Origin of the sequence: Actinosynnema sp. CA-299493, assembly GCF_050946825.1 — a bacterium.
Taxonomy (GTDB): domain Bacteria; phylum Actinomycetota; class Actinomycetes; order Mycobacteriales; family Pseudonocardiaceae; genus Actinosynnema.
Genome location: NZ_CP191993.1, coordinates 5,382,320 through 5,401,310, shown reverse-complemented (window position 1 = coordinate 5,401,310; position 18,991 = coordinate 5,382,320). Strand labels below are relative to the sequence as shown.

Annotated in this window: 17 protein-coding genes; 6 read left to right on the top strand and 11 right to left on the bottom strand. The window is 72.7% G+C overall.

Features of this window, described 5'->3' with window-relative positions:
* Nucleotides 1-117 precede the first annotated feature (117 nt).
* The gene (locus ACQPYE_RS22485) at nucleotides 118-2,670 is read left to right on the top strand and encodes a DUF4118 domain-containing protein (RefSeq protein WP_498722965.1); all 2,553 of its coding nucleotides are present in this window, start codon (nucleotides 118-120) and stop codon (nucleotides 2,668-2,670) included.
* Nucleotides 2,667-3,347 carry a response regulator gene (locus ACQPYE_RS22480; protein WP_498714185.1) on the top strand — a complete coding sequence of 227 codons (681 nt, stop codon included), beginning with the start codon at nucleotides 2,667-2,669 and terminating at the stop codon, nucleotides 3,345-3,347. The genes ACQPYE_RS22485 and ACQPYE_RS22480 overlap by 4 nt, the downstream gene beginning before the upstream one ends.
* On the opposite strand, the gene ACQPYE_RS22475 is transcribed toward ACQPYE_RS22480, so the two are convergent.
* Nucleotides 3,348-4,481 carry a hypothetical protein gene (locus ACQPYE_RS22475; RefSeq protein WP_498714181.1) on the bottom strand — a complete coding sequence of 378 codons (1,134 nt, stop codon included), beginning with the start codon at nucleotides 4,479-4,481 and terminating at the stop codon, nucleotides 3,348-3,350.
* 342 nt (nucleotides 4,482-4,823) lie between these two features.
* On the opposite strand from ACQPYE_RS22475, the gene ACQPYE_RS22470 reads away from it, so the two are divergent.
* Complete coding sequence (locus tag ACQPYE_RS22470) at nucleotides 4,824-6,206, top strand: alpha/beta hydrolase (RefSeq protein WP_498714179.1); 1,383 nt, start codon at nucleotides 4,824-4,826, stop codon at nucleotides 6,204-6,206.
* A gap of 85 nt (nucleotides 6,207-6,291) precedes the next feature.
* Here the strand turns inward: ACQPYE_RS22470 and ACQPYE_RS22465 are convergent, their stop codons facing one another.
* From ACQPYE_RS22465 to ACQPYE_RS22445, 5 genes are all read right to left on the bottom strand, one after another.
* A complete protein-coding gene (locus ACQPYE_RS22465; RefSeq protein WP_498714177.1) occupies nucleotides 6,292-6,894 on the bottom strand; it encodes an HD domain-containing protein in 603 nt (200 codons plus the stop codon).
* 38 nt (nucleotides 6,895-6,932) lie between these two features.
* Nucleotides 6,933-7,319 carry a nuclear transport factor 2 family protein gene (locus ACQPYE_RS22460; RefSeq protein ID WP_498714176.1) on the bottom strand — a complete coding sequence of 129 codons (387 nt, stop codon included), beginning with the start codon at nucleotides 7,317-7,319 and terminating at the stop codon, nucleotides 6,933-6,935.
* 13 nt (nucleotides 7,320-7,332) lie between these two features.
* Entirely contained in the window at nucleotides 7,333-9,348 is a 2,016-nt protein-coding gene (locus ACQPYE_RS22455) for an FAD-dependent oxidoreductase (RefSeq protein WP_498714174.1), read from the bottom strand.
* Nucleotides 9,345-9,890, bottom strand: a complete 546-nt coding sequence (locus ACQPYE_RS22450) for a PadR family transcriptional regulator (protein ID WP_498714171.1) — start codon at nucleotides 9,888-9,890, stop codon at nucleotides 9,345-9,347. Before ACQPYE_RS22450 ends, ACQPYE_RS22455 begins: the two co-directional genes overlap by 4 nt.
* 86 nt (nucleotides 9,891-9,976) lie before the next feature.
* Entirely contained in the window at nucleotides 9,977-10,687 is a 711-nt protein-coding gene (locus ACQPYE_RS22445) for a TetR/AcrR family transcriptional regulator (RefSeq protein ID WP_498714169.1), read from the bottom strand.
* A gap of 135 nt (nucleotides 10,688-10,822) precedes the next feature.
* Between ACQPYE_RS22445 and ACQPYE_RS22440 the strand changes: the two genes are divergently transcribed.
* Nucleotides 10,823-11,227 carry a VOC family protein gene (locus ACQPYE_RS22440; RefSeq protein WP_498714167.1) on the top strand — a complete coding sequence of 135 codons (405 nt, stop codon included), beginning with the start codon at nucleotides 10,823-10,825 and terminating at the stop codon, nucleotides 11,225-11,227.
* Nucleotides 11,228-11,275: 48 nt separating this feature from the next.
* On the opposite strand, the gene ACQPYE_RS22435 is transcribed toward ACQPYE_RS22440, so the two are convergent.
* From ACQPYE_RS22435 to ACQPYE_RS22420, 4 genes are all read right to left on the bottom strand, one after another.
* The gene (locus tag ACQPYE_RS22435; RefSeq protein ID WP_498714166.1) at nucleotides 11,276-12,574 is read right to left on the bottom strand and encodes a M28 family peptidase; all 1,299 of its coding nucleotides are present in this window, start codon (nucleotides 12,572-12,574) and stop codon (nucleotides 11,276-11,278) included.
* 184 nt (nucleotides 12,575-12,758) lie between these two features.
* On the bottom strand, nucleotides 12,759-13,703 hold the full coding sequence (locus ACQPYE_RS22430) for a DNA polymerase domain-containing protein (protein WP_498714164.1): 945 nt from the start codon (nucleotides 13,701-13,703) through the stop codon (nucleotides 12,759-12,761).
* A gap of 102 nt (nucleotides 13,704-13,805) precedes the next feature.
* Nucleotides 13,806-15,194 carry a glycosyl hydrolase family 18 protein gene (locus ACQPYE_RS22425; protein ID WP_498714163.1) on the bottom strand — a complete coding sequence of 463 codons (1,389 nt, stop codon included), beginning with the start codon at nucleotides 15,192-15,194 and terminating at the stop codon, nucleotides 13,806-13,808.
* A gap of 45 nt (nucleotides 15,195-15,239) precedes the next feature.
* Nucleotides 15,240-16,130, bottom strand: a complete 891-nt coding sequence (locus ACQPYE_RS22420) for a sigma-70 family RNA polymerase sigma factor (RefSeq protein ID WP_498714162.1) — start codon at nucleotides 16,128-16,130, stop codon at nucleotides 15,240-15,242.
* 159 nt (nucleotides 16,131-16,289) lie between these two features.
* Here ACQPYE_RS22420 and ACQPYE_RS22415 point away from each other — a divergent pair, with 159 nt between their 5' ends.
* Nucleotides 16,290-17,945, top strand: a complete 1,656-nt coding sequence (locus ACQPYE_RS22415) for a cellulose binding domain-containing protein (RefSeq protein ID WP_498714160.1) — start codon at nucleotides 16,290-16,292, stop codon at nucleotides 17,943-17,945.
* A 151-nt stretch (nucleotides 17,946-18,096) separates the two neighbouring features.
* The gene (locus tag ACQPYE_RS22410; protein WP_498714159.1) at nucleotides 18,097-18,423 is read left to right on the top strand and encodes a DUF1540 domain-containing protein; all 327 of its coding nucleotides are present in this window, start codon (nucleotides 18,097-18,099) and stop codon (nucleotides 18,421-18,423) included.
* Between the two features lie 71 nt (nucleotides 18,424-18,494).
* Here the strand turns inward: ACQPYE_RS22410 and ACQPYE_RS22405 are convergent, their stop codons facing one another.
* Nucleotides 18,495-18,980 (bottom strand): DUF417 family protein, encoded by a 486-nt coding sequence (locus tag ACQPYE_RS22405; protein WP_498714158.1) that lies wholly within the window; start codon nucleotides 18,978-18,980, stop codon nucleotides 18,495-18,497.
* Nucleotides 18,981-18,991 lie beyond the last annotated feature (11 nt).

The window sequence follows — 18,991 nt, the reverse complement described above, 5'->3', positions numbered from 1 at the left end:
AACTCCGGGTGAACACTTCGGCACTGCCGCCGGCGGGTCCCGGGGCGGGCCGCCGGACCGTCAAGGCCGCGTAAAGGACCGGGGTTGGGCCACGCGGGCAGGCGGGGCGCGCGCACACTGGGACCCGTGGAAGGCAAGCGCAAGCGCGGCGAGCTGCGGATCTACCTCGGCGCGGCGCCCGGTGTCGGCAAGACGTTCGCCATGCTCGGCGAGGCGCACCGGCGTCAGGACCGGGGCACGGACGTCGTGGTCGGCCTGGTCGAGACGCACGGCCGCGAGAACACCGCGGCCCTGCTCGACGGCTTGGCACAGCTGCCCCGCCGGGACGTCGACGACGACCTGGACCTCGCCGGGCTCCTGGCGCGCAGGCCCGAGGTGGCGGTGGTCGACGAGCTCGCGCACACCAACGCGGCCGGCTCCCGCAACGCCAAGCGGTGGCAGGACGTCGAAGAGCTGCTGGAAGCGGGCATCGACGTGCTGTCCACGGTCAACGTGCAGCACCTCGAATCCCTCAACGACGTGGTCGAGCGCATCACCGGCGTGCGGCAGCGCGAGACCGTGCCGGACGAGGTCGTGCGGCGCGCCGAGCAGGTCGAGCTGGTCGACCTCACGCCGGAGGCGCTGCGCCGCCGCCTCGCCCACGGCAACGTCTACGCCGCCCACAAGATCGACGCGGCGCTGGGCAACTACTTCCGGGTCGGCAACCTCACCGCGTTGCGCGAGCTGGCGCTGCTGTGGCTGGCCGACCAGGTCGACGTGGCGTTGCAGCGCTACCGCTCGGAGCAGAGCATCACCGACACCTGGGAGACCAGGGAACGGGTCGTGGTCGCGATCAGCGGCGGTCCGGAGAGCGAGACGCTGATCCGCCGCGCCCGGCGCGTCGCGGCCCGCGCGGGCGCGGAGCTGCTGGTCGTGCACATCATGCGCGGTGACGGGCTGGCAGGCGTGCCGCCGCAGCTGGTGGCCGGGTTCCGACGGGTGACCGAGGACGTCGGCGCGACGTTCCACACCGTGGTCGGCGACGACGTGCCGACCGCGCTGCTCGACTTCGCCCGCGGCGTGAACGCCACCCAGCTCGTGCTCGGCACGTCCCGCCGATCACGGCTGGCCAGGGTGTTCGACGAGGGCATCGGCGCGGCGACGGTCCAGGCGTCCGGACCGATCGACGTGCACATGGTCACCCACGACGAGGCACGTCGTGGCCCGCGCCGGCGGTGGGCGCCCGCCGCGCACCCCCGGCACCGCAGGACGCTCGGCTGGGTCCTGGCGGTGCTGCTGCCCGCCGCGGTGACCGGGATCGGGCTGCTGCTGGGCGACCGCCTGGCGTTCTCCACCGACCTGGTCGGGTTCTTCCTGGCCACGGTCGTGGTCGCGCTGGTCGGCGGGCAAGGTCCGGCGGTCGTGGCGGCGTTCCTCGGCGCGGGGCTGCTGAACTTCTTCTTCACCCCGCCCTACTACACCCTGGCGGTGGCGACGCCGGCGAACCTGGTCACGCTCGTCGCGATGCTGGTGGTGGCGGTGCTGGTCGCGTTCGTGGTGGACCACGCGGCGCGGCTGGCCGTGCAGGGCGCGCGGGCCCGCACCGAGGCCGCGCTGCTCGCCTCCTACGCGCGCACGGTGCTGACCAGCCCGTTCCCGCTGGCCCGGCTGTTGGAGAAGGTGCGGGAGAACTTCGCGCTGGAGTCGGTGGCCTTGCTGGAGCGGCGCGACGGGGACTGGGAACGGGTGGCGTGCGTCGGGCCGCGGCCGTGCGCCGAGCCGGACGAGGCGGACGTGGACGTGCCCGTGACGGCGGACGTGCACCTGGCGCTGCGCGGCCGGACGCTGCCCGCGGCCGACCAGCGCGCGCTGGAGGCGGCGGCCGGTCAGGCGTTGATGGCGTTGCGGCAGCAGCGGATGGCCGTCGAGACGGCCGAGGCGCAGCGCCGCGCGGAGACCACGGAGCTGCGCACCGCGTTGCTGTCCGCCGTCGGCCACGACCTGCGCACGCCGCTGACGTCCATCAAGGCCGCGATCGGCAGCCTGCGCGACACCGACCTGCGGCTGTCCGACGAGGACACCGCCGAGCTGCTGGAGACCGTCGAGGTGTCCGCGGACCGGCTGACCGGCCTGATCGACAACCTGCTCGACTCGTCCCGGCTGGCCACCGGCGCGGTCGTGCCGCAACTGCGCGCGGTGACGTACGACGAGGTGGTAGCGCGCGCTCTGGCCGGCATCGACGAGCGCCGCACGGTGTCCGTGGACGTGGCCGAGCACCTGCCGCCCGTGCTCGCCGACCTCGGCCTGCTCGAACGCGTGGTGGCCAACGTGATCGACAACGCCCTGCGGCACGGCAGGCTCAGCCCGCGCCGCCTGGTCGACGTGGACGGCGACGGCCGGATCGAGGCCGACGAGCCGGAGGTCGCGGTGCGTGCCAGCGCGTACGGCGACCGGGTGGAGCTGCGGGTGGTCGACCACGGGCAAGGGCTGCCGAAGAACACGGCGAACGCGGTGTTCGCGCCGTTCCAGCGACTCGGCGACCGGGACGCCACGCCGGGCGTCGGCCTCGGGCTGAGCGTGGCGAAGGGGTTCGTGGACGCCATGGGCGGCGCGATCACGGCCGAGGACACACCCGGCGGCGGCCTGACGCTCGTCATCTCGCTGCCGATCGCCGGGGTGACGACGGCATGACCACGGTCCTGGTCGTCGACGACGACCCGCAGATCGTGCGCGCGCTGCGGATCAGCCTCCACGCCCACGGCTACCAGGTGCTCACCGCGTCGGACGGCGCGTCGGCGTTACGCGCGGCCGAGGACGGGCCCGACGTGGTGGTGCTCGACCTCGGCCTGCCGGACCTGGACGGCCTCGCCGTGATCACCGGCCTGCGCCGGGTCACGTCCGCGCCGATCGTCGTGCTGTCCGCCCGGCTCGACCCGGCGGACAAGGTCCGCGCGCTGGACGCGGGCGCCGACGACTACGTGACCAAGCCGTTCGGGATGGACGAGTTACTGGCCCGGCTGCGGGCGGCCGTGCGCCGGTCGGGCAGGCGGCGGGCCGAGGCCGACGAGCCGCCGGTGCGCGCGGCGTCGTTCACCGTCGACCTGACCGCGAAGAAGATCCACCGCGACGGCGCCGAGGTGCACCTGACGCCGACCGAGTGGGGTCTGCTGGAGGCCCTGGTGCGGGCGGGCGGAGAGGTGCTCAGCGCGCAACGGCTGCTCGCGCAGGTGTGGGGGCCGAACCACACGTCGGCCACCCACTACCTGCGCGTCTACCTGGTCCAGCTGCGCCGCAAGCTCGAACCGGACCCCGCCCACCCGCGGCACCTGGTCACCGAACCGGGCCGGGGCTACCGCTTCCAGCCGTGATCAGCGCCTCGGCGTGGTGGTGATCAGGTTCCACTTCACGGCCTTGAGCGTGCCGTCGGCGGTGGTGCTCTCGCCGACGATCGTGCCGCGGTCGTTCAACGCGGTGGGGAGGCTGTGCGCGCCGCCGAGCGACCCGAGGTAGGTCACCCTCCCGTTGCGCCACAGGAACGCGCGGGGCGCGTCGGGGTTGTCCGCCGAGCTCCAGCCGATCACGTCACCGCGCTCGTTGACCGCGACCGCCTCGGACGGGCTGGGCACGCCCAGGTCCACCGGCTTGCCGCCACCGGGCCACAGCACGGCCTTGCGGTCGCCGTTGAACTCGGTGGTCCAGCCGACGACGTCGCCGCGCTCGTTGATCGCCTGCGGGCCGTTCGCCACGCCGCCGGACTTGCTCAGCACCGTCACCTCCGACCCCTCCCAGCGCAACGCCTGCGCGCCCTCGTTGCCGACGATCACCCCGGCCTCGTTGACCGCTTCGACGGAGTACATGCCGGAGCCGGGCACGGTGGCCAGCGGCTCGCACCTGGTGGTGTCCACGCAGCGGAACGCGTACGCGTCGCCGCTGAACATGGGCAGCTTGTTGCCCGCGACCACACCGGCGTCGTTGATCGCGCTCAGCCACAGGTGGGGCCCCGTCAACGGCAACGCCGTGTGCTTGCCGTCCTGCCACACGACGGCCCGCTCCTGGTGGTAGCCCGACGACGACGTGGAGTACGTCATCGGCACCGAGCCCTTGGCGTTGATCGCCGACGCGATGACCCAGCCGCCGCCCGGCGAGATGTCGGTGACCTTGCCCGCGTGCCAGATCCGCGGCCGTTGGACGTAAGGGCCCGCACCGTTGACGGCCTCCTGGATCAGCACCTGGCCGGCCTGGTTGAGCCCGGACGGGATGCCGAGGCCGAGGTCGGTGTGCGCGCCGCCGGGTGACCAGTGCACCGTGTGCGGCGCGCCGTTCCCGCTGGTGAAGCCGATGACCTGGCCGAGGTCGTTGACCGCGACGGTCCGGTGGGTGGGGTAGCCGGGCAGGCCCGGGAGTTCGGTGACCAGGACGGCTGCCCGCGCGGCGGGCGCGATCACCAGCGGCAGGGCCACGGCCAGCGCGAGGGCGGCTGCGGGCGTGCGTAACTTGGGCATGGTCGCTCCAGTGCGAGATGTCCGCTGAATCGATTCGAACGCTAGTCCCGGGCGGGACCGCCGGCGTCGGCCGGACAGCGGAATCAGGGGGACCGTTGACCGCACCGGAAGTCCTGGCCCGGTTGAGCGAGAACGCCGTCCGGCTCTTCGACGCCTGCCGCGAGGTTCGCCCGCTCGACCGCCGGGGTGCGCTGGACCACCCGCGCCCGTTCCACCGGGGCGTTTGCCCCGCGATGTCAGGGCAACCCCAAGTTTCCCCCGACGTGACCCACCTGGGGGGACGCGCACACGACGTGCACCGTGGCGCGACGAGGCGCCGCCGCTCTTCGGAGGAGGTCGTCCGTGAACCGCTCCGGCTTGAGCGCGGCGCTCGCCGTGACGCTGACCGCGGCGCTCGCCGCCCCGCCCGCGTCCGCCGGCACCGGCCAGGTCCCCTGTCCCGCACGGCTGCCGGCGGGCACGACCTGTTACGGCGGGCAGGACGCCACCGGCGCGTTCCACGCGTTCGCGATCCCGGCCGACTGGAACGGCTCGCTGGTCGTGCACGCGCACGGTGGACCCAACCTGGCCGCGCCGACCGCCGACCACCCCGTCGAGGACCTGGACCGCTGGGCGGTGGTGGTGCGCGAGGGGTTCGCGTTGGCCGGCTCGTCCTACCGGCGCGGCGGCTACGGCGCCCGGATGGCCGCCGAGGACACCGAGAACGCGCGGAAGTTGTTCGGGCAGCGGTTCGGCCGGCCGCACAAGACGTTCCTGCACGGCCAGTCGTGGGGTGGGAACGTGGCCGCGAAGACCATCGAGGTCCACGACTCCTACGACGCCGCCCTGCTCACCAGCGGCGTGCTCGCGGGCGGGTCGCGCGGCTACGACCACCGGGTCGACCTGCGCGTGGTCTACCAGTACTACTGCGGCAACCACCCGCGGCCGGACGAGCCGCGGTACCCGTTGTGGATGGGGCTGCGCGCCGACTCCACCATGACCACCGCCGAGCTGCGCGCCCGGTTGCAGGAGTGCACGGGCCACCAGTCGCCGTCCGCCGAGCGCAGCGCGCCGCAACAGCGCAACCTGGACGACATCCTCGCCGTCACCAAGGTCCCCGAGAGCGCGCTCGCGTCGCACCTCACCTTCGCCACGTTCACGTTCCGCGACATCGTGCACCACCGGCTCGGCGGGCGGAACCCGTTCGGGAACAGGGGAGTGCGGTACACCGGTTCGCACGACGACGAGGCGTTGAACGCGGGCGTCGAGCGGTTCAGCGCCACGCCGTCGGCCGCGCGGGACCTGTCCTACGACAGCGATCCGACCGGCGCGGTGTCGATCCCGGTGATCACCCTGCACGCGATCGGCGACCCCACGGTGTTCGTGGAGCACGAGGCCGCGTACCGGGCGAGCCGGGTCGGCGCGGGGACGGGGGCGAACCTCGTGCAGGCGTTCACCCGGGAGGACGAGCACAGCGCGCTCAGCGACTCGGAGTACGCCGCCGCGCTACGGGCGCTCGTGACGTGGGAGGGCACCGGCCGCAAGCCCACGCCCGCGTCGATCGCCGCCGACTGCCCGGCCGCCGACGCGGTGCACGCCACGGGCTGCTTCTTCGACCCCGCCTACCGGCCCGCGCCCTACTCGACGCACGTGTACCCGCGGCCCGGCGGCACCCGGTGGCCGGCGATGACGGCCCGGCAGGAGTGGCTGTGGGGCCGGCTCGGCCGAGTGGGCATCGCTCCCTAGGGTGCGGTCCCGGACACCTGTGTCGACCCGACCCCCGGACCTGTGGGCCCGCGGGCCGACGTGATCGACCGCCGGCCGCGCCCGGTCACCGGCCGGGGGCGTCCAGCGGGTTGCCCGCCACCCGCCCAGCCCAGCCGTCGCGCATCAGCTCGGCGGCGGCGCAGCGCGGTTTGCGCTCGGCCTGCTCCTCGGCCCTGCCCAGGAACGCGTCGGCGAACCCGAGCCGCGGGTAGCGGGTCACGACGCCGTCCTTGACCCGCTCGGCGAACCGGTCCAGCCCGCGCCCCGACACGTCGGCGCCGACCGCGACCTGCAACAGGTGGCTCTCCGGGTCCTGCTCGGCGGGCACGTCGGTGCGCATGTGCCGCACGATGACCTCCGCCAGCCGGTCCCGCCGCACCCGTCCCCACCCGGCTCCGGCCGCGAACACCCACGCCACGTGCGCCCCCGCCTCCTCGAACGGCAGCGTGTGGCTGTCGAACGGCGGTGTGAGCGCGAGGTCGTGCAGGAGCGCGGCGACGTACAGCAGCTCGCCGTCGTGGGCGATGTCCACGTCGGCCGCGTACGCGGCGGCCAGCGAGTAGGCGCGCAACGAGTGGTTCAGCAGCCACGGCTCGGCGTACTCGTGGCAGACCTCGAGCGCGGCGGCGGCGGCCTTGGAGTCCGGCCGGGTGAAGATGAAGTCCACGTCGTGCAGCCTACGAGCAGGTGCGCCCGCCGGGGCCGCTACGACACGACGCCGTCGGCGACCAGACCCGCCCAGATGGCTTCGCCGACCGCGGTCACCGCCGACTGGGGCCGGATCATCACGGTGAACGTGCCGATCCGGCCGTCCTCGTCCAGCTCGATCAGGTCGATGCCCTCGACCTGCTTGCCGTTCACCACCGTGCGGAAGTGCAGGACGTGGCCGGTCGGCCCGTCGTACTGGCCGACGTACCGGAAGTCCTCGAACGTCCGCTGGAGCACGCCGAACAGGGCGCGCACGGTGTCGATCCCCTCGAACGGCCGGAACTTCACGGGGCTGTGCAACGTGATGTCGTCGCTGAAGAACTCCGTCGCGCCGACGACGTCGCCCGCCTCGACCGCCGCCTTGAACCGCAGTGCCGCGTTCACCCGTGCCTCCTGGTCAGATCGTGGCCGCGAGCCGCGTGCCCTGGTCGATGGCGCGCTTCGCGTCGAGCTCGGCGGCGACGTCCGCGCCGCCGATGACGTGCGTGACGACACCGCGCCCGGCGAGCGCGTCCACGAGGTCGCGCACCGGTTCCTGGCCCGCGCACACGACGACCGTGTCGACGTCCAGCACCTGCGGTCGTTCGCGCTTGGGCCCGAACGTGATGTGCAGGCCGGCGTCGTCGATCCGCTCGTAGTTCACCCCGGTCAGCTGCTCGACGCCCTTGGCCGCGAGCGCCGCCCGGTGCACCCACCCGGTGGTCTTGCCGAGGCCCTTGCCGATCCGGGACGCCTTGCGCTGCAAGAGGTACACCTGGCGCGCGGGCTTGGCGGGCTTCGGCGCGGTGACGCCGCCGCGCACCAGTTCGGGGTCGGTGACGCCCCACTCGGCACGCCACTCGGCCACGTCGAGGGCGGGGGAGGAGGCGTGGGTCAGGAACTCGGTCACGTCCACGCCGATCCCGCCCGCGCCGATCACCGCGACCCGGTCGCCGACCGGCGCGCCGTGGCGGACGACGTCCACGTAGGACAGGGCGCGTTCCACGCCCGGGATGGCGGGCAGGCGCGGCGCGACGCCGGTGGCGACCACGACCTCGTCGAAGCCCGCCACGTCGTCGGCGGTGACCTTGGCGCCGAGGTGCAGCGTCACGCCGGTCAGCTCGATCCGCCGCCGGTAGTAGCGGATCGTCTCGGCGAACTCCTCCTTGCCCGGGATGCGGCGGGCGATGGCGAACTGGCCGCCGATGTCGTCGTCGGCCTCGAACAGCTCCACCTCGTGGCCGCGCTCGGCCAGCGAGGTCGCCGCCGCGAGCCCCGCCGGACCCGCGCCGACCACCGCGACCCGCTTGACGCGGCGGGTCGGCAGCAGCCGGAGCGTGGTCTCGTTGCCCGCACGCGGGTTGACCATGCAGGTCGCCTTCTTCAGCGAGAACGTGTGGTCCAGGCACGCCTGGTTGCACGCGACGCAGGTGTTGATCTCGTCGGCGCGGCCGGTCTCGGCCTTGCGCACCCAGTCCGGGTCGGCCAGGAACGGCCGCGCCATCGACACCATGTCCGCGTCACCGCGCGCCAGCACCTCCTCGGCGACCTCCGGCATGTTGATCCGGTTCGACGTGACCACCGGGATGCCGACGTGCGGGCGCAGCTTGGCGGTGACGTTCGTGAACGCCGCGCGCGGCACGGACGTGACGATGGTCGGCACCCGTGCCTCGTGCCAGCCGATGCCGGTGTTGATGATCGTCGCGCCCGCCGCCTCGACCTCCTGGCCGAGCGCGACCACCTCGTCCCACGTCTGGCCGTCCTCCACCAGGTCGATCATCGACAGCCGGTAGACGATGACGAAGTCCGGACCCGCCGCCTCACGGCAGCGGCGCACGACCTCGACCGCGACGCGCCGCCGGTTCTCCGCGCTGCCACCCCAGCGGTCGGTGCGCTTGTTCGTGCGCGGCGCGAGGAACTGGTTGATGAAGTAGCCCTCGGAGCCCATGATCTCGATGCCGTCGTAGCCCGCCTCCCGGGCCAGCGCGGTGGCCCGGGCGAAGGCGTCGACCTGCGCCCGCACGCCCCGGTCGGACAACGCGCGGGGGCGGAACTTGGCGATCGGGGCCTTGAGGGCGGACGCGGACACGCTGAACGGGTGGTAGGAGTACCGGCCGGCGTGCAGCAGCTGGAGGGCGATCTTGCCGTCGTGCTCGTGCACGGCCTGCGTGATGACGCGGTGGTCGCGCGCTTCGCGGTGCGTGGTGAGCTTGGAGGCGAACGGGTAGAGCGAGCCCGCACGGTTGGGCGAGAAGCCGCCGGTGACGATGAGGCCGACGCCGCCGCGGGCCCGTTCGGCGAAGTAGGCGGCCAGCGCGTCGAAGTCCTTGGCGCGGTCCTCGTTGCCGGTGTGCATCGAGCCCATGAGGACCCGGTTGCGCAGGGTCGTGAAGCCCAGGTCCAAGGGCTTGAGCAGGGTGGGGTAGGCGGTCATCGCCGGTCGTCCTCTCGCATCGCGGCCAGCACCTCGTCGCACCACTCCACCAGCGCCCGCTCCGCCCGGATGCCGCCGCGCAGGACCAGGTACTGGTGCAGCCGCCGGCCGGACAGGGCCGACGGGTCCGGGAAGTCCTTCTTCTCGATGGCGAGGTAGACGTCGAGGCGCTCGGTGTGCAGGTCGCGGTGCCGGGCGACCTCGGCGACCAACGCCCCCGCGTCGCCCGACGACGCGCCGCGGACCTTGACCGACAGGTCGTGCCGGATCGTCTCCGGCTCGCCGGGCGCGGCCAGCCAGCGGGCGAGCTCCGCGCGACCGGCGTCGGCGACCTCGTAGACCTTCTTGTCCGGGCGGCCGTCCTGGGCGACCTCGTCGCACGACACCCAGCCCAGCTCCACCATGCGCTTGAGCGTGCGGTAGATCTGCTGGTGGGTGGCGGCCCAGAAGAAGCCGATGGACTTCTCGAACCGCTGGGCCAACTCGTAGCCCGAGCCCGAGCGCTCGTCCAGCGACACGAGGATCGCGTGCTCCAACGCCATGGCGGTGACCGTAGCTGTGCAACGAGGTGCAGTGCAACTAGTTGCATAGGTGACCGGCCACGTGCGAGCGGCCGAACCGGCTCCGGTCAGCCCGTCGTGCCGGTGCGGCGGCTCTCGATCAGCACTTCGATGCCGTCCAGGATCCGGCCCAGGCCGAACGCCCAGCCGTTGTCCCGGGGCGCGTCACCGGTCGACCGCGCCGCCTCGTGCAGCGCCGGGAAGCGGTCGCGGTGCTCGTGCAGGACCGTTCGCAGCCGCTTCTCCGCGGTCGACGGCTGCGTGCCGGCCGTCGCACCCGACTGCGTGTTGCGGATGTGCCCGCTGAGCAGGAACACCGCGTCCATCCGCTCGCCGCCGTCGAGCCCGGTGCCGTCGAGCGCGGCCACCGCGGCCTCCGTCCAGCCCACCTCGCGCGGACCGGTCACGCGCTCACCGGTCGTGGCGGCGGGCAGCCACGGGTGGCGTCGCCACGTCTCCCGCATCAGGTCGGACCACCGGACGAGGCTCGGCCGCCACCCGCCGGGCACCGCGCGCAGGTCCGGCGGCTCGCCGACGGCCGACTCGGTCATCACCGCGACCAGTTCGGCCTTGCTCGCCACGTGCCGGTACAACGCCATCTTCGTGACGTCCAGCCTGGCCGCGACCTGCTGCATCGACACCGCCGCCAGGCCTTCCGCGTCGGCCACCTCGATCGCGGCGGCGGCGATGCGGTCGACGGTGAGCGCGAGCCTGGGTGGCCGGGCGGGCTTGTCCCGCGAACCCCACAGCAGGTCCACGCCCTGGTCCTCGCTCGCCATCGCTCACCGGCTTCCGAAATCGGGGGTTGCTCACGTTGTCGATCTGTGTCTAACGTACACCCAGTGTCCGACGGACACTCAAGTATCCACTGGACACGCCGGTGTCCGCTCGTCTCGCAATGGGGGCTCAAGGCCATGTCCGTGAAGATCTTCGTGAACCTGCCGGTGACCGACCTGACCAAGTCGATCGAGTTCTTCGCCGCACTCGGCTTCGCGCACAACCCCCGGTTCACCGACGAGAACGCCTCTTGCGTCGTGTTCAGCGACACCGTCCACGCGATGCTGGTGACCAAGCCGTTCTTCACGACGTTCACCACCAAGGAGATCGCCGACTCCGCCACCACCACGGAGGCGATCGTGGCGCTGTCGCTGGACAGCCGCGAGCAGGTCGACGAGGTGGCGGACAAGGCGCTGGCCGCGGGCGGCGGGTTCGTGAAGGAGGCCGAGGACCACGGCTTCATGTACGGCCGCAGCTTCGAGGACCTCGACGGCCACGTGTGGAACCTGTTCTGGATGGACGAGTCCGCGGCGCAGGGCTGAGCCGGGGCGCAGGGGAGGGTGCCGGCCGGTCGCCGGCACCCTCGTCTCTCAGAACTGCAAGGACCAGCCGTTGATCCGGCCGGTGTCCGCGGACGCGACGTCCTGCACGCGCAGCTTCCACGTGCCGTCGGCGAGCTCGGTGGACGCGTTCACGGTGTACGTCGTCACGAGGTCGTTCGCGCTGTCGTTGCTCGACGTCTTCACCCGGTACGCCGTGCCGTCCGGCGCGACCAGGTCGATCACCAGGTCGCCCCGGTAGGTGTGGGTGATGTCCACGCCCACCGCCAGCGCCGACGGCGCGTTGCCCGCGACCCCGGACACGGTGATCGGGCTCTCGACCGTGGTCAGGTCGGGGATGGTCACGTCCGCCGGGTTCTCGAACCGCGGTCCGGGCGGGTTGCCGCCGGAGCCGGCCAGCGTCCACAGGGTGTGGGCGATGGCGTCGCTGTTGCGGTCCAACGCGGTCACGTCGACGTTGGTGATCGTGTCGCACGAGCGGTGGTAGCAGCGGTCGAAGGCGACGCCCGCGGTGCCGCCCCACTTCTGCGCCTGCGCGGAGGTCTTGGTGACCTCGGCGCCGGTGAACGTGCCGCCGACGGGGATGCCCGCCCTGGCGAACGCCGCGTGGTCGGACCGCCCGCCGACCGACGTCAACTCGGTCGGCACGCTGAACGCGGCCTGCAACGTCTGCTGCAACAGCAACGACCCGGTCGGTTGGCCGGAGGCGCTGTAGACGAAGTAGCCCGGGTTCGGCGAGCCGATCATGTCGAAGTTCAGGTACGCCTTGATCCTCGACCGCTCGGTCGTCGGCAGGTTGTTCACGTAGTACGTGGAGCCGACCAGGCCCAGTTCCTCCGCGCCCCACCAGCCGAACCGGATGTGCTTGGTCGGCGCGAGGCCCTCCCGGGCCACGGTCAGCGCGACCTCGAGGAGGCCCGCCGACCCGGTGCCGTTGTCGTTGATGCCCGGACCGGCGCTCACGCTGTCCAGGTGGCCGCCGAGCATCAGCACGTCGTTCGGGTCGCCGCCCGGCCAGTCCGCGATCAGGTTGTACCCGGTCGCGCCGCTGCTGGTGAACTGCTGCACGGACGTCTGGTACCCGGCCGCGTCGAGCTTCGCCTTGAGGTGGTTGACCGAAGCCAGGTAGCCGGGCCTGCCGTGCGCCCGGTTGCCGCCGTTGTTGGTGGCGATGGTCTGGAGGTCGGTCAGGTGCGCCTGGACGTTGGCCACCGGGATGTCCGGCACGGCCGACGTGCTCACCGGGGCGGCGGTGGCGACGGGTGGGCTCAACAGGGCGGCGGCGAGCAACAGCGCGCTCGCCACCGGGGTCGTCCTTCTCAAGGACATGGCTGCCTCCGCAGGGTATAGGGATGGCCACGCACGAGCGTGCGGGCTGTGCCATCCCCGCGCCAGCGCCTTTCGTCGTGGCACGTTCGGACGCAGACCAGTTGATCTCTGGCTACTCGATTACTTCAGTGTGGACAGAATTTAGTCGACAAGACCCGGACGTGCGGCAAGCCGGGACTACGGGCTACTGCTGAGCGCGTTGAGCGCGAGCCCGCCGCTTGCCCTCGTGCATCGCCTGGACGCGGGCCACCGGGATGGTGCGCCCCTCGGCGACGAGGTCGTCCGGGAGCTTCTGCGGCGCGGGCATCCGCGAGTGCCACGGGTCGTCGTCGCCCAGCAACGCGGGCGCGGTCTTCACGGTGAAGTCGGCGGGCGTCACGGCGTCGAGGTCGTCCCAGTCCACCGGGAACGACACGGTGGCGCCCGGCCGGATCCGGGGGCTGTACGCGGCGGCCACGGTCGAGCCGTAGGCCCGCGTGGAGTCGAGGAACACCCGCCCGCCCCGGTCGTCCTTGATGAACGCGGTGGTGGCCAGCTCCGGGTCCAGCCGTTCGGCCCGCGCCGCCAACGCCCGGGTCGCGGCGGCCACGTCGTGGTCGACGCCCGTCACGGGCACGAACACGTGCACGCCCTTGGACCCGCTGGTCTTCACCAGACCGGACAGCCCGTCGTCGGCCAACGCCCGCCGCACGAGCTTCGCCGCCGCCACCACCACGTCGAAGCCCGCACCCTCCGGCGGGTCGAGGTCGAGCACCAGGAAGTCGGGCCGCTCGAACGCGCCGGCGGGCGCCGGCGTGACGTGGTACTCGACCGCGCGCTGGTTGGCGAACCACAGCAGCGTGCGCCGGTCCTCGCACAGCGCGTACCGGATCTCCCGCTTGGACGTCTCCGCCCACAGCGCCACGGTCCGCACCCACGGCGGCGTGTACTTCGGCAGGTTCTTCTGGGTGAACGGCTCCTGGCCCGGCCGCACCCGCACCACCGACAGCGGTCGCCCGGCCAGGGCCGGGATGATCCGGTCGCGCACCGCGTCGAGGTAGTCGACGAGGTCGCCCTTGGTCGCGTCGGCGCCGTCGAACAACGGCTGGTCGAGGTTGGTCAGCGCCACGCCGTCCCGCTCTTCACCCATCGCACCACCCTTGCGGTTGACCGTGCCGCAGGCAAGCGGGACACGGCCCGCTCCACGGGACACGGCCCGCTCCGCAGGGGAACGGGCCGTGTCCGCGTCGGATCAGGCGGGGAGTCGCCAGACCTGGTTGGTGGCCGCGAAGCAGTCCCAGAGCTGGAGCCGGGTGCCGTCGGCCGAACTGGGGCCGGTGGCGTCGAGGCAGCGGCCCGAGGCGGGGTTGCGCAGCGTGCCGTCGGAGGCGGCCTGCCACTTCTGCGCGCCCGTGCCGTTGCAGTCCCACAGCTGGGTGGTGGTGCCGTTGGCGGTGGCGGCGCCGGTCACGTCCAGGCACTTGCCCAGGGCGCGCAGCGAGCCGTCGCCGGCGACGGTCCAGCTCTGCGCGGTCGTGCTGTTGCACGTCCAGAGCTGGATCGCGGTGCCGTTGGCGGACGACGCGCCGGCCACGTCGACGCACTTGCCCGCGATGCCGGTGATGGGACCGGTGCGGCCGGGTGGGGTCGTGCCGCCCATGACGGTGTCGTAGATGGCGCTGACCAGGGAGGTGGCGCCGGTGGTGTCCTGCGACAGCTCCCAGTTCATCACGCCGCCGGCGTTGGCCGTGGCCCACTGGGTCTTGCGCTTGATCGTGGGCACGCCGTTGTAGCACTGCTGCACGCCGCTGACGGTGACGCAGTCGCGGTTGGCGTTGGCCGGGTCCATGGCGACCAGCTGCGCGTAGGTGTAGTAGTTCGGCCTGCTGTAGAACGGCACGCCGAGCACGGCCTTGGCGGCGGGCAGGCCGCGCGACTTCCAGTAGTTGACGGCGCCGATGGACCAGTCGTAGTTGGCGTGCGGGCTGCCGCCGTCGTAGGCCATGATGTTGAGCCAGTCGACCTGGCCGAACACGGCGGTCTGGACGCCTTCCGCGGTGCCGCCGCCGGACACGACCGCGGCGGTGAGGAGCTTGCCCCGGCTGTGCATGGCGGTGCTGAGCTGTCCCATGAGGGCGGTGAAGTTGGTCGCCGACGCGCCGGGGTCGGGGTACTCCCAGTCGATGTCGACGCCGTCGAGGTTGTACTGGTTGACCGCGGTGACGACGGCGTTGACGAACGTGGTGCGGCTGGTGGCGTTGGCGGCCAGGGCCTCGAACGCCGAGTCGTTGCCGTCGTTCCAGCCGCCGATGGCGAGGGAGACGCGCACGCCGTTGTCGTGCGCCAGGGTGACCAGGGACGAGAGCTTGCCCGGGTCGGGGATGGCCTGGAGCGTGCCGTTGGCGTTGGGCAGGGCGAACGCGTAGTTGACGTGGGTGAGCTTGGTGTACTGGACGGCGTTGACGCTGCCTGCCCACGACGGCAGGTAGCCGACGCTCTTGAAGCCGTTGGGCAGGGCGGTGGCCTGTGCCGCCGGCGCGGTGGCGACGGCCACCGCGAGGCCGGCCGCCACCGTGGCGAGGGCGAGGCCTGCGGCGCCCCACCGGGTGGACGCGTGTCGTGATGGTGCGGGGGACGGCATGGACGTGGGGTCCTTTCACCGGTCTGGCAGCCGGGGCCGACCTTACTAGCGCACTTGATTCAAGTCACGATAAAAGTCGGCCGGCATCGCGATCGTGAGTCGCCGCAGGCGGGAGGGGTCGGCGATGACGTCGTAGGCGGCGATCCGGTCGGCCCGGACCGTGACGACGAGGACGAGCCGGAGCCGCCCGGCCGGTGCGACGACGATGCCGACGCGTCCGTCCACGAGGGCCGGTTCGGCGTGGCGCGCGTTGGCGGTGAGGACGACGGTCTCGGCGGCGACGGCGTGCGCGCCGCGGATCTCGGCCGCCGCGCCGGGTGGCCGGACGGCGGGGTCGGCGCGGCGGACGACGTCGGGGTCGAGCACGGCGAGCAGCGCGTCGAAGTCGCCGGCGCGCGCGGCGGTGAGGAAGGCGTCCACGACGTGCCGGTGGCGGGTGATCTCGGCTCCGGGGAGCGCGGTGGCGCCGCGGACCTTGTGCCGGGCGCGGCTGGCGAGCTTCTTGGTGGTGGCCGTGCTGCGGCCGACGATCGGCGCGATCCGCTCGAACGGCACGGCGAACGTGTCGTGCAGGACGAACGCGACGCGTTCGGCGGGCCCGAGCGCGTCGAGGACGACGAGCAGCGCCCGGCCGATCGAGTCGGCCAGCACCGCCTCGGTCTCGGGGTCGTCGTCGGAGGGGAGGTCGGGCACCTGGTCGACGACGTCCTCGCGGCGGGAGCGGCGGTGGCGGAGCACGTCCAGGCACACGCGGGAGACGACGGTGCGCAGCCAGGCGGCGAGGTTGTCGATCCCGTCGGCGTCGACCCGGCCCAGCCGCAACCAGGTCTCCTGGACGGCGTCCTCGGCTTCGGGCAGCGAGCCCAGCATCCGGTGGGCGACCGCGCGCAGGTGCCCGCGGTGCGCCTCGAATCGGTCCGCCAGGTCGTCGCGCATCGGTCCCCTCCCGGTCGTCTACCCGGTGGACGAGCCGGCGCGGTGAGAGGTGACCGGTCCCGACTGCGCCGGTGGGGTGGAGGTCTCGACTACCCGCCGCCGACGTGGTAGCCAGAGGTCGACTCACGGCCGCCGCCGGAGACCGAGGAGAGCTGTCGCATGGGTAAGCGCCTGATGGCGGTGGGCGTCGCGCTCGCCTGCCTGGTCGGAGTGCTCGTCGGCCCGGCGCGGGCGGTCGGGGCGGAGCTGTCCGCCGCGTTCAGCCGGTCGTCGGTGTGGAGCACGGGGTACGGCGGGCAGGTGGTGCTGGCCAACGCCGGCGACGTGGAGAGCTCCGGCTGGGTGGTGGAGTTCGACCTGCCGCCGGGGTCGTCGGTGACCAACGCGTGGAACTCCGTGCTCACGCGGGAAGGGCAGCGCCACCGGTTCGCCAACGCGGCGTTCAACGGCCGCGTCCCTCCCGGCGGCACGGCGAGCTTCGGGTTCACCGTGTCCGGCCTCGGCCTGCCGATCGGCTGCACGGTGGCCGGCGCGCCGTGCGACGGCGGTGGTCCGGCCCCGGACACGTCTGCCCCCACCGTTCCCGGGAGTCCGCGGGTGACGGGTGTGACGGCGGGTTCGGTGTCGTTGGCGTGGGGCGCGTCGAGCGACGACGTGGGTGTCGTCGACTACGAGGTGCTGCGCGGCACGACCGTGGTCGCGTCGGCGACGTCCGCCGCGGTGACGGTCGACGGCCTGCTGCCGGGCACCGCGTACGCGTTCGCGGTGCGGGCGCGTGACGCGGCGGGCAACGTGTCCGGCGCGAGCGCCGAGGTCGTCGCCACGACCGGCGCCGGTCCGGGGTCCGCCGTGGAGGTGTCCACGGCGGCGCAGCTCCAGGCGGCGCTGGCCGCCGCCGTGCCGGGGCAGACCATCCGGATGGCCGCCGGCGTGTACCGGGGTTCGTTCGCGATCACCCGGCCGGGCACGGCCGCCGCTCCGGTCACGCTCACCGGTCCGGCGGACGCGGTGCTGGTCAACGACGGCCCGTCGGGGTCCGCGCCGGACTGCCCGACGCCGACGCCGGGCTGGGATCCCGGCTACGGGCTGTGGCTGCACGACGCGCCGCACTGGAACCTGGCCGGGTTCACCGTGCGGGAGTCGAAGAAGGGCATCGTCGTCGACAACTCGCACCACACCGTGATCGACCGCGTGCACGTGCACCACGTGGACGAGGAAGGCGTGCACTTCCGGCGGTCGTCGGCGGACGGCGTGCTGCGGGATTCCGCGATCAGCCACACGGGACTGGCGCAGCCGGGTTACGGCGAGGCGGTTTACCTCGGGTCGGCCAATTCGAACTGGTCCTGCCACGGCAATTCCGGCGGCGTGGACCGCAGCGACCGGGTGCGGGTGCTGGGCAATCGCATCGGGCCGGGCGTCACGGCCGAGCACGTGGACGTCAAGGAAGGCACGTTCGACGGCGTGATCCGGGGCAACGCGTTCGACGGCGCCGGGATCTCGGGCCAGAACTCGGCCGACTCGTGGGTCGACGTGAAGGGCATCGGTTACACGATCGAGGGCAACACCGGCACGTTCGCCGCGCCGGGCGTGTTCGCCAACGGCTACGAGACGCACAACCCGGTGACCACGCCGTCGTTCCCCAACGGGTGCGGCAACGCGTGGCGGGACAACCGCTCCGACCTCGGCGGCGTCGGCCAGTACGCGATCCGGATCACCTCCACGTCGAAGTGCGCCGGCACGCCGAACGCGGTGCACGCGTCGAACACCGTGACGCGGGCGCTGAACGGCCTGACGAACATCGCGGTCACGCCGTGACGCGGACTATCGGAAACGCATTTCCCCACGCCGTTTCGAATAGGTGCGCGAGCATTTAGGTTAGGCTCCCCTCAATGATTTCGTGTTGCGGGGAGGGATGGTTGGTGGCAACGTCCTCGGTCAGGAGAAGTACGGCCTCGAAGGAGCGGTCATGACCACCACGGAAATGCCGGCCGTCAGCTCGTGCACCGTCACGGGTTGTTCGTACAACCACGACGGTTGTCACGCTTTCGCGATCACCGTGAGCGGTGCGAACGGCGCGGCCGACTGCGGAACGTTCATCCCCTTGGCCCGGAAGGGCGGCCTGCCGAAGGTCGTCGCGCAGGTCGGCGCGTGCTCGCGCACCGACTGCGTCCACAACGCCGAGCTGGAGTGCACCGCGTCCGGCGTGCGCGTCGGGCCCGGACAGGGCGACCACGCCGCCAACTGCCTGACCTACACCAGGGCGACGGACGCGGCGAGCCCGACGGTGTCCTGAGGGCCGCGCACGACCGCCGCCGGCCGGTCAGCACCCCTCAGAGCTGACCGACCGGCGGGCGGGACGGCGTCTCAGCGCCGTCGGCGGTGGTGCCGTGCGACCACGAGCGCGGCGGCCAGCAGCACCAGGTTCTTCAGCACGAACTCACCGGTGACGCTGAGCAGCAGCGGGTTGCCGTCGCGGAACGCCAGCGCCGGCTGCACCACCAGCACGAGGAACGTGCCGAGCAGGTGCAGCGAGATCAGCGCCGCGACCAGCCGCACCTGGACCGCCACGACCAGCGCCAGCCCGGCCAGCACCTCGACCACGCCGACGACCGGCACGAACCAGGACGCGGGCAGGAACGGCACGGTGTCGGCGACCAGGTCGCGCACCGGCGAGGCGCCCGCGACCTTCAGCGCCCCGAACCACACGAACACCACGCCCAAGGCGATCCGCAGCAGCGGAACGCTCCGGTCGAGCAGGCCGTCCACCGCCCGTGACGCCGTGTCGAGCAACGTCGTGCGCGCGGGCGGCGCGTGGTCGGTCTTCGGCGCACCGGTCAGCTCCTCGGTCATCCGTCATTCCC

Bases quoted from the DNA above. Each gene is read 5' to 3' on its own strand.
- ACQPYE_RS22480 (WP_498714185.1), top strand. From the start codon at position 2,667: ATGACCACGGTCCTGGTCGTCGACGACGACCCGCAGATCGTGCGCGCG.
- ACQPYE_RS22475 (WP_498714181.1), bottom strand. From the start codon at position 4,481: ATGCCCAAGTTACGCACGCCCGCAGCCGCCCTCGCGCTGGCCGTGGCC.
- ACQPYE_RS22455 (WP_498714174.1), bottom strand. From the start codon at position 9,348: ATGACCGCCTACCCCACCCTGCTCAAGCCCTTGGACCTGGGCTTCACG.
- ACQPYE_RS22450 (WP_498714171.1), bottom strand. From the start codon at position 9,890: ATGGCGTTGGAGCACGCGATCCTCGTGTCGCTGGACGAGCGCTCGGGC.
- ACQPYE_RS22445 (WP_498714169.1), bottom strand. From the start codon at position 10,687: ATGGCGAGCGAGGACCAGGGCGTGGACCTGCTGTGGGGTTCGCGGGAC.
- ACQPYE_RS22440 (WP_498714167.1), top strand. From the start codon at position 10,823: ATGTCCGTGAAGATCTTCGTGAACCTGCCGGTGACCGACCTGACCAAG.
- ACQPYE_RS22435 (WP_498714166.1), bottom strand. From the start codon at position 12,574: ATGTCCTTGAGAAGGACGACCCCGGTGGCGAGCGCGCTGTTGCTCGCC.
- ACQPYE_RS22430 (WP_498714164.1), bottom strand. From the start codon at position 13,703: ATGGGTGAAGAGCGGGACGGCGTGGCGCTGACCAACCTCGACCAGCCG.
- ACQPYE_RS22425 (WP_498714163.1), bottom strand. From the start codon at position 15,194: ATGCCGTCCCCCGCACCATCACGACACGCGTCCACCCGGTGGGGCGCC.
- ACQPYE_RS22420 (WP_498714162.1), bottom strand. From the start codon at position 16,130: ATGCGCGACGACCTGGCGGACCGATTCGAGGCGCACCGCGGGCACCTG.
- ACQPYE_RS22415 (WP_498714160.1), top strand. From the start codon at position 16,290: ATGGGTAAGCGCCTGATGGCGGTGGGCGTCGCGCTCGCCTGCCTGGTC.
- ACQPYE_RS22410 (WP_498714159.1), top strand. From the start codon at position 18,097: ATGACCACCACGGAAATGCCGGCCGTCAGCTCGTGCACCGTCACGGGT.
- ACQPYE_RS22405 (WP_498714158.1), bottom strand. From the start codon at position 18,980: ATGACCGAGGAGCTGACCGGTGCGCCGAAGACCGACCACGCGCCGCCC.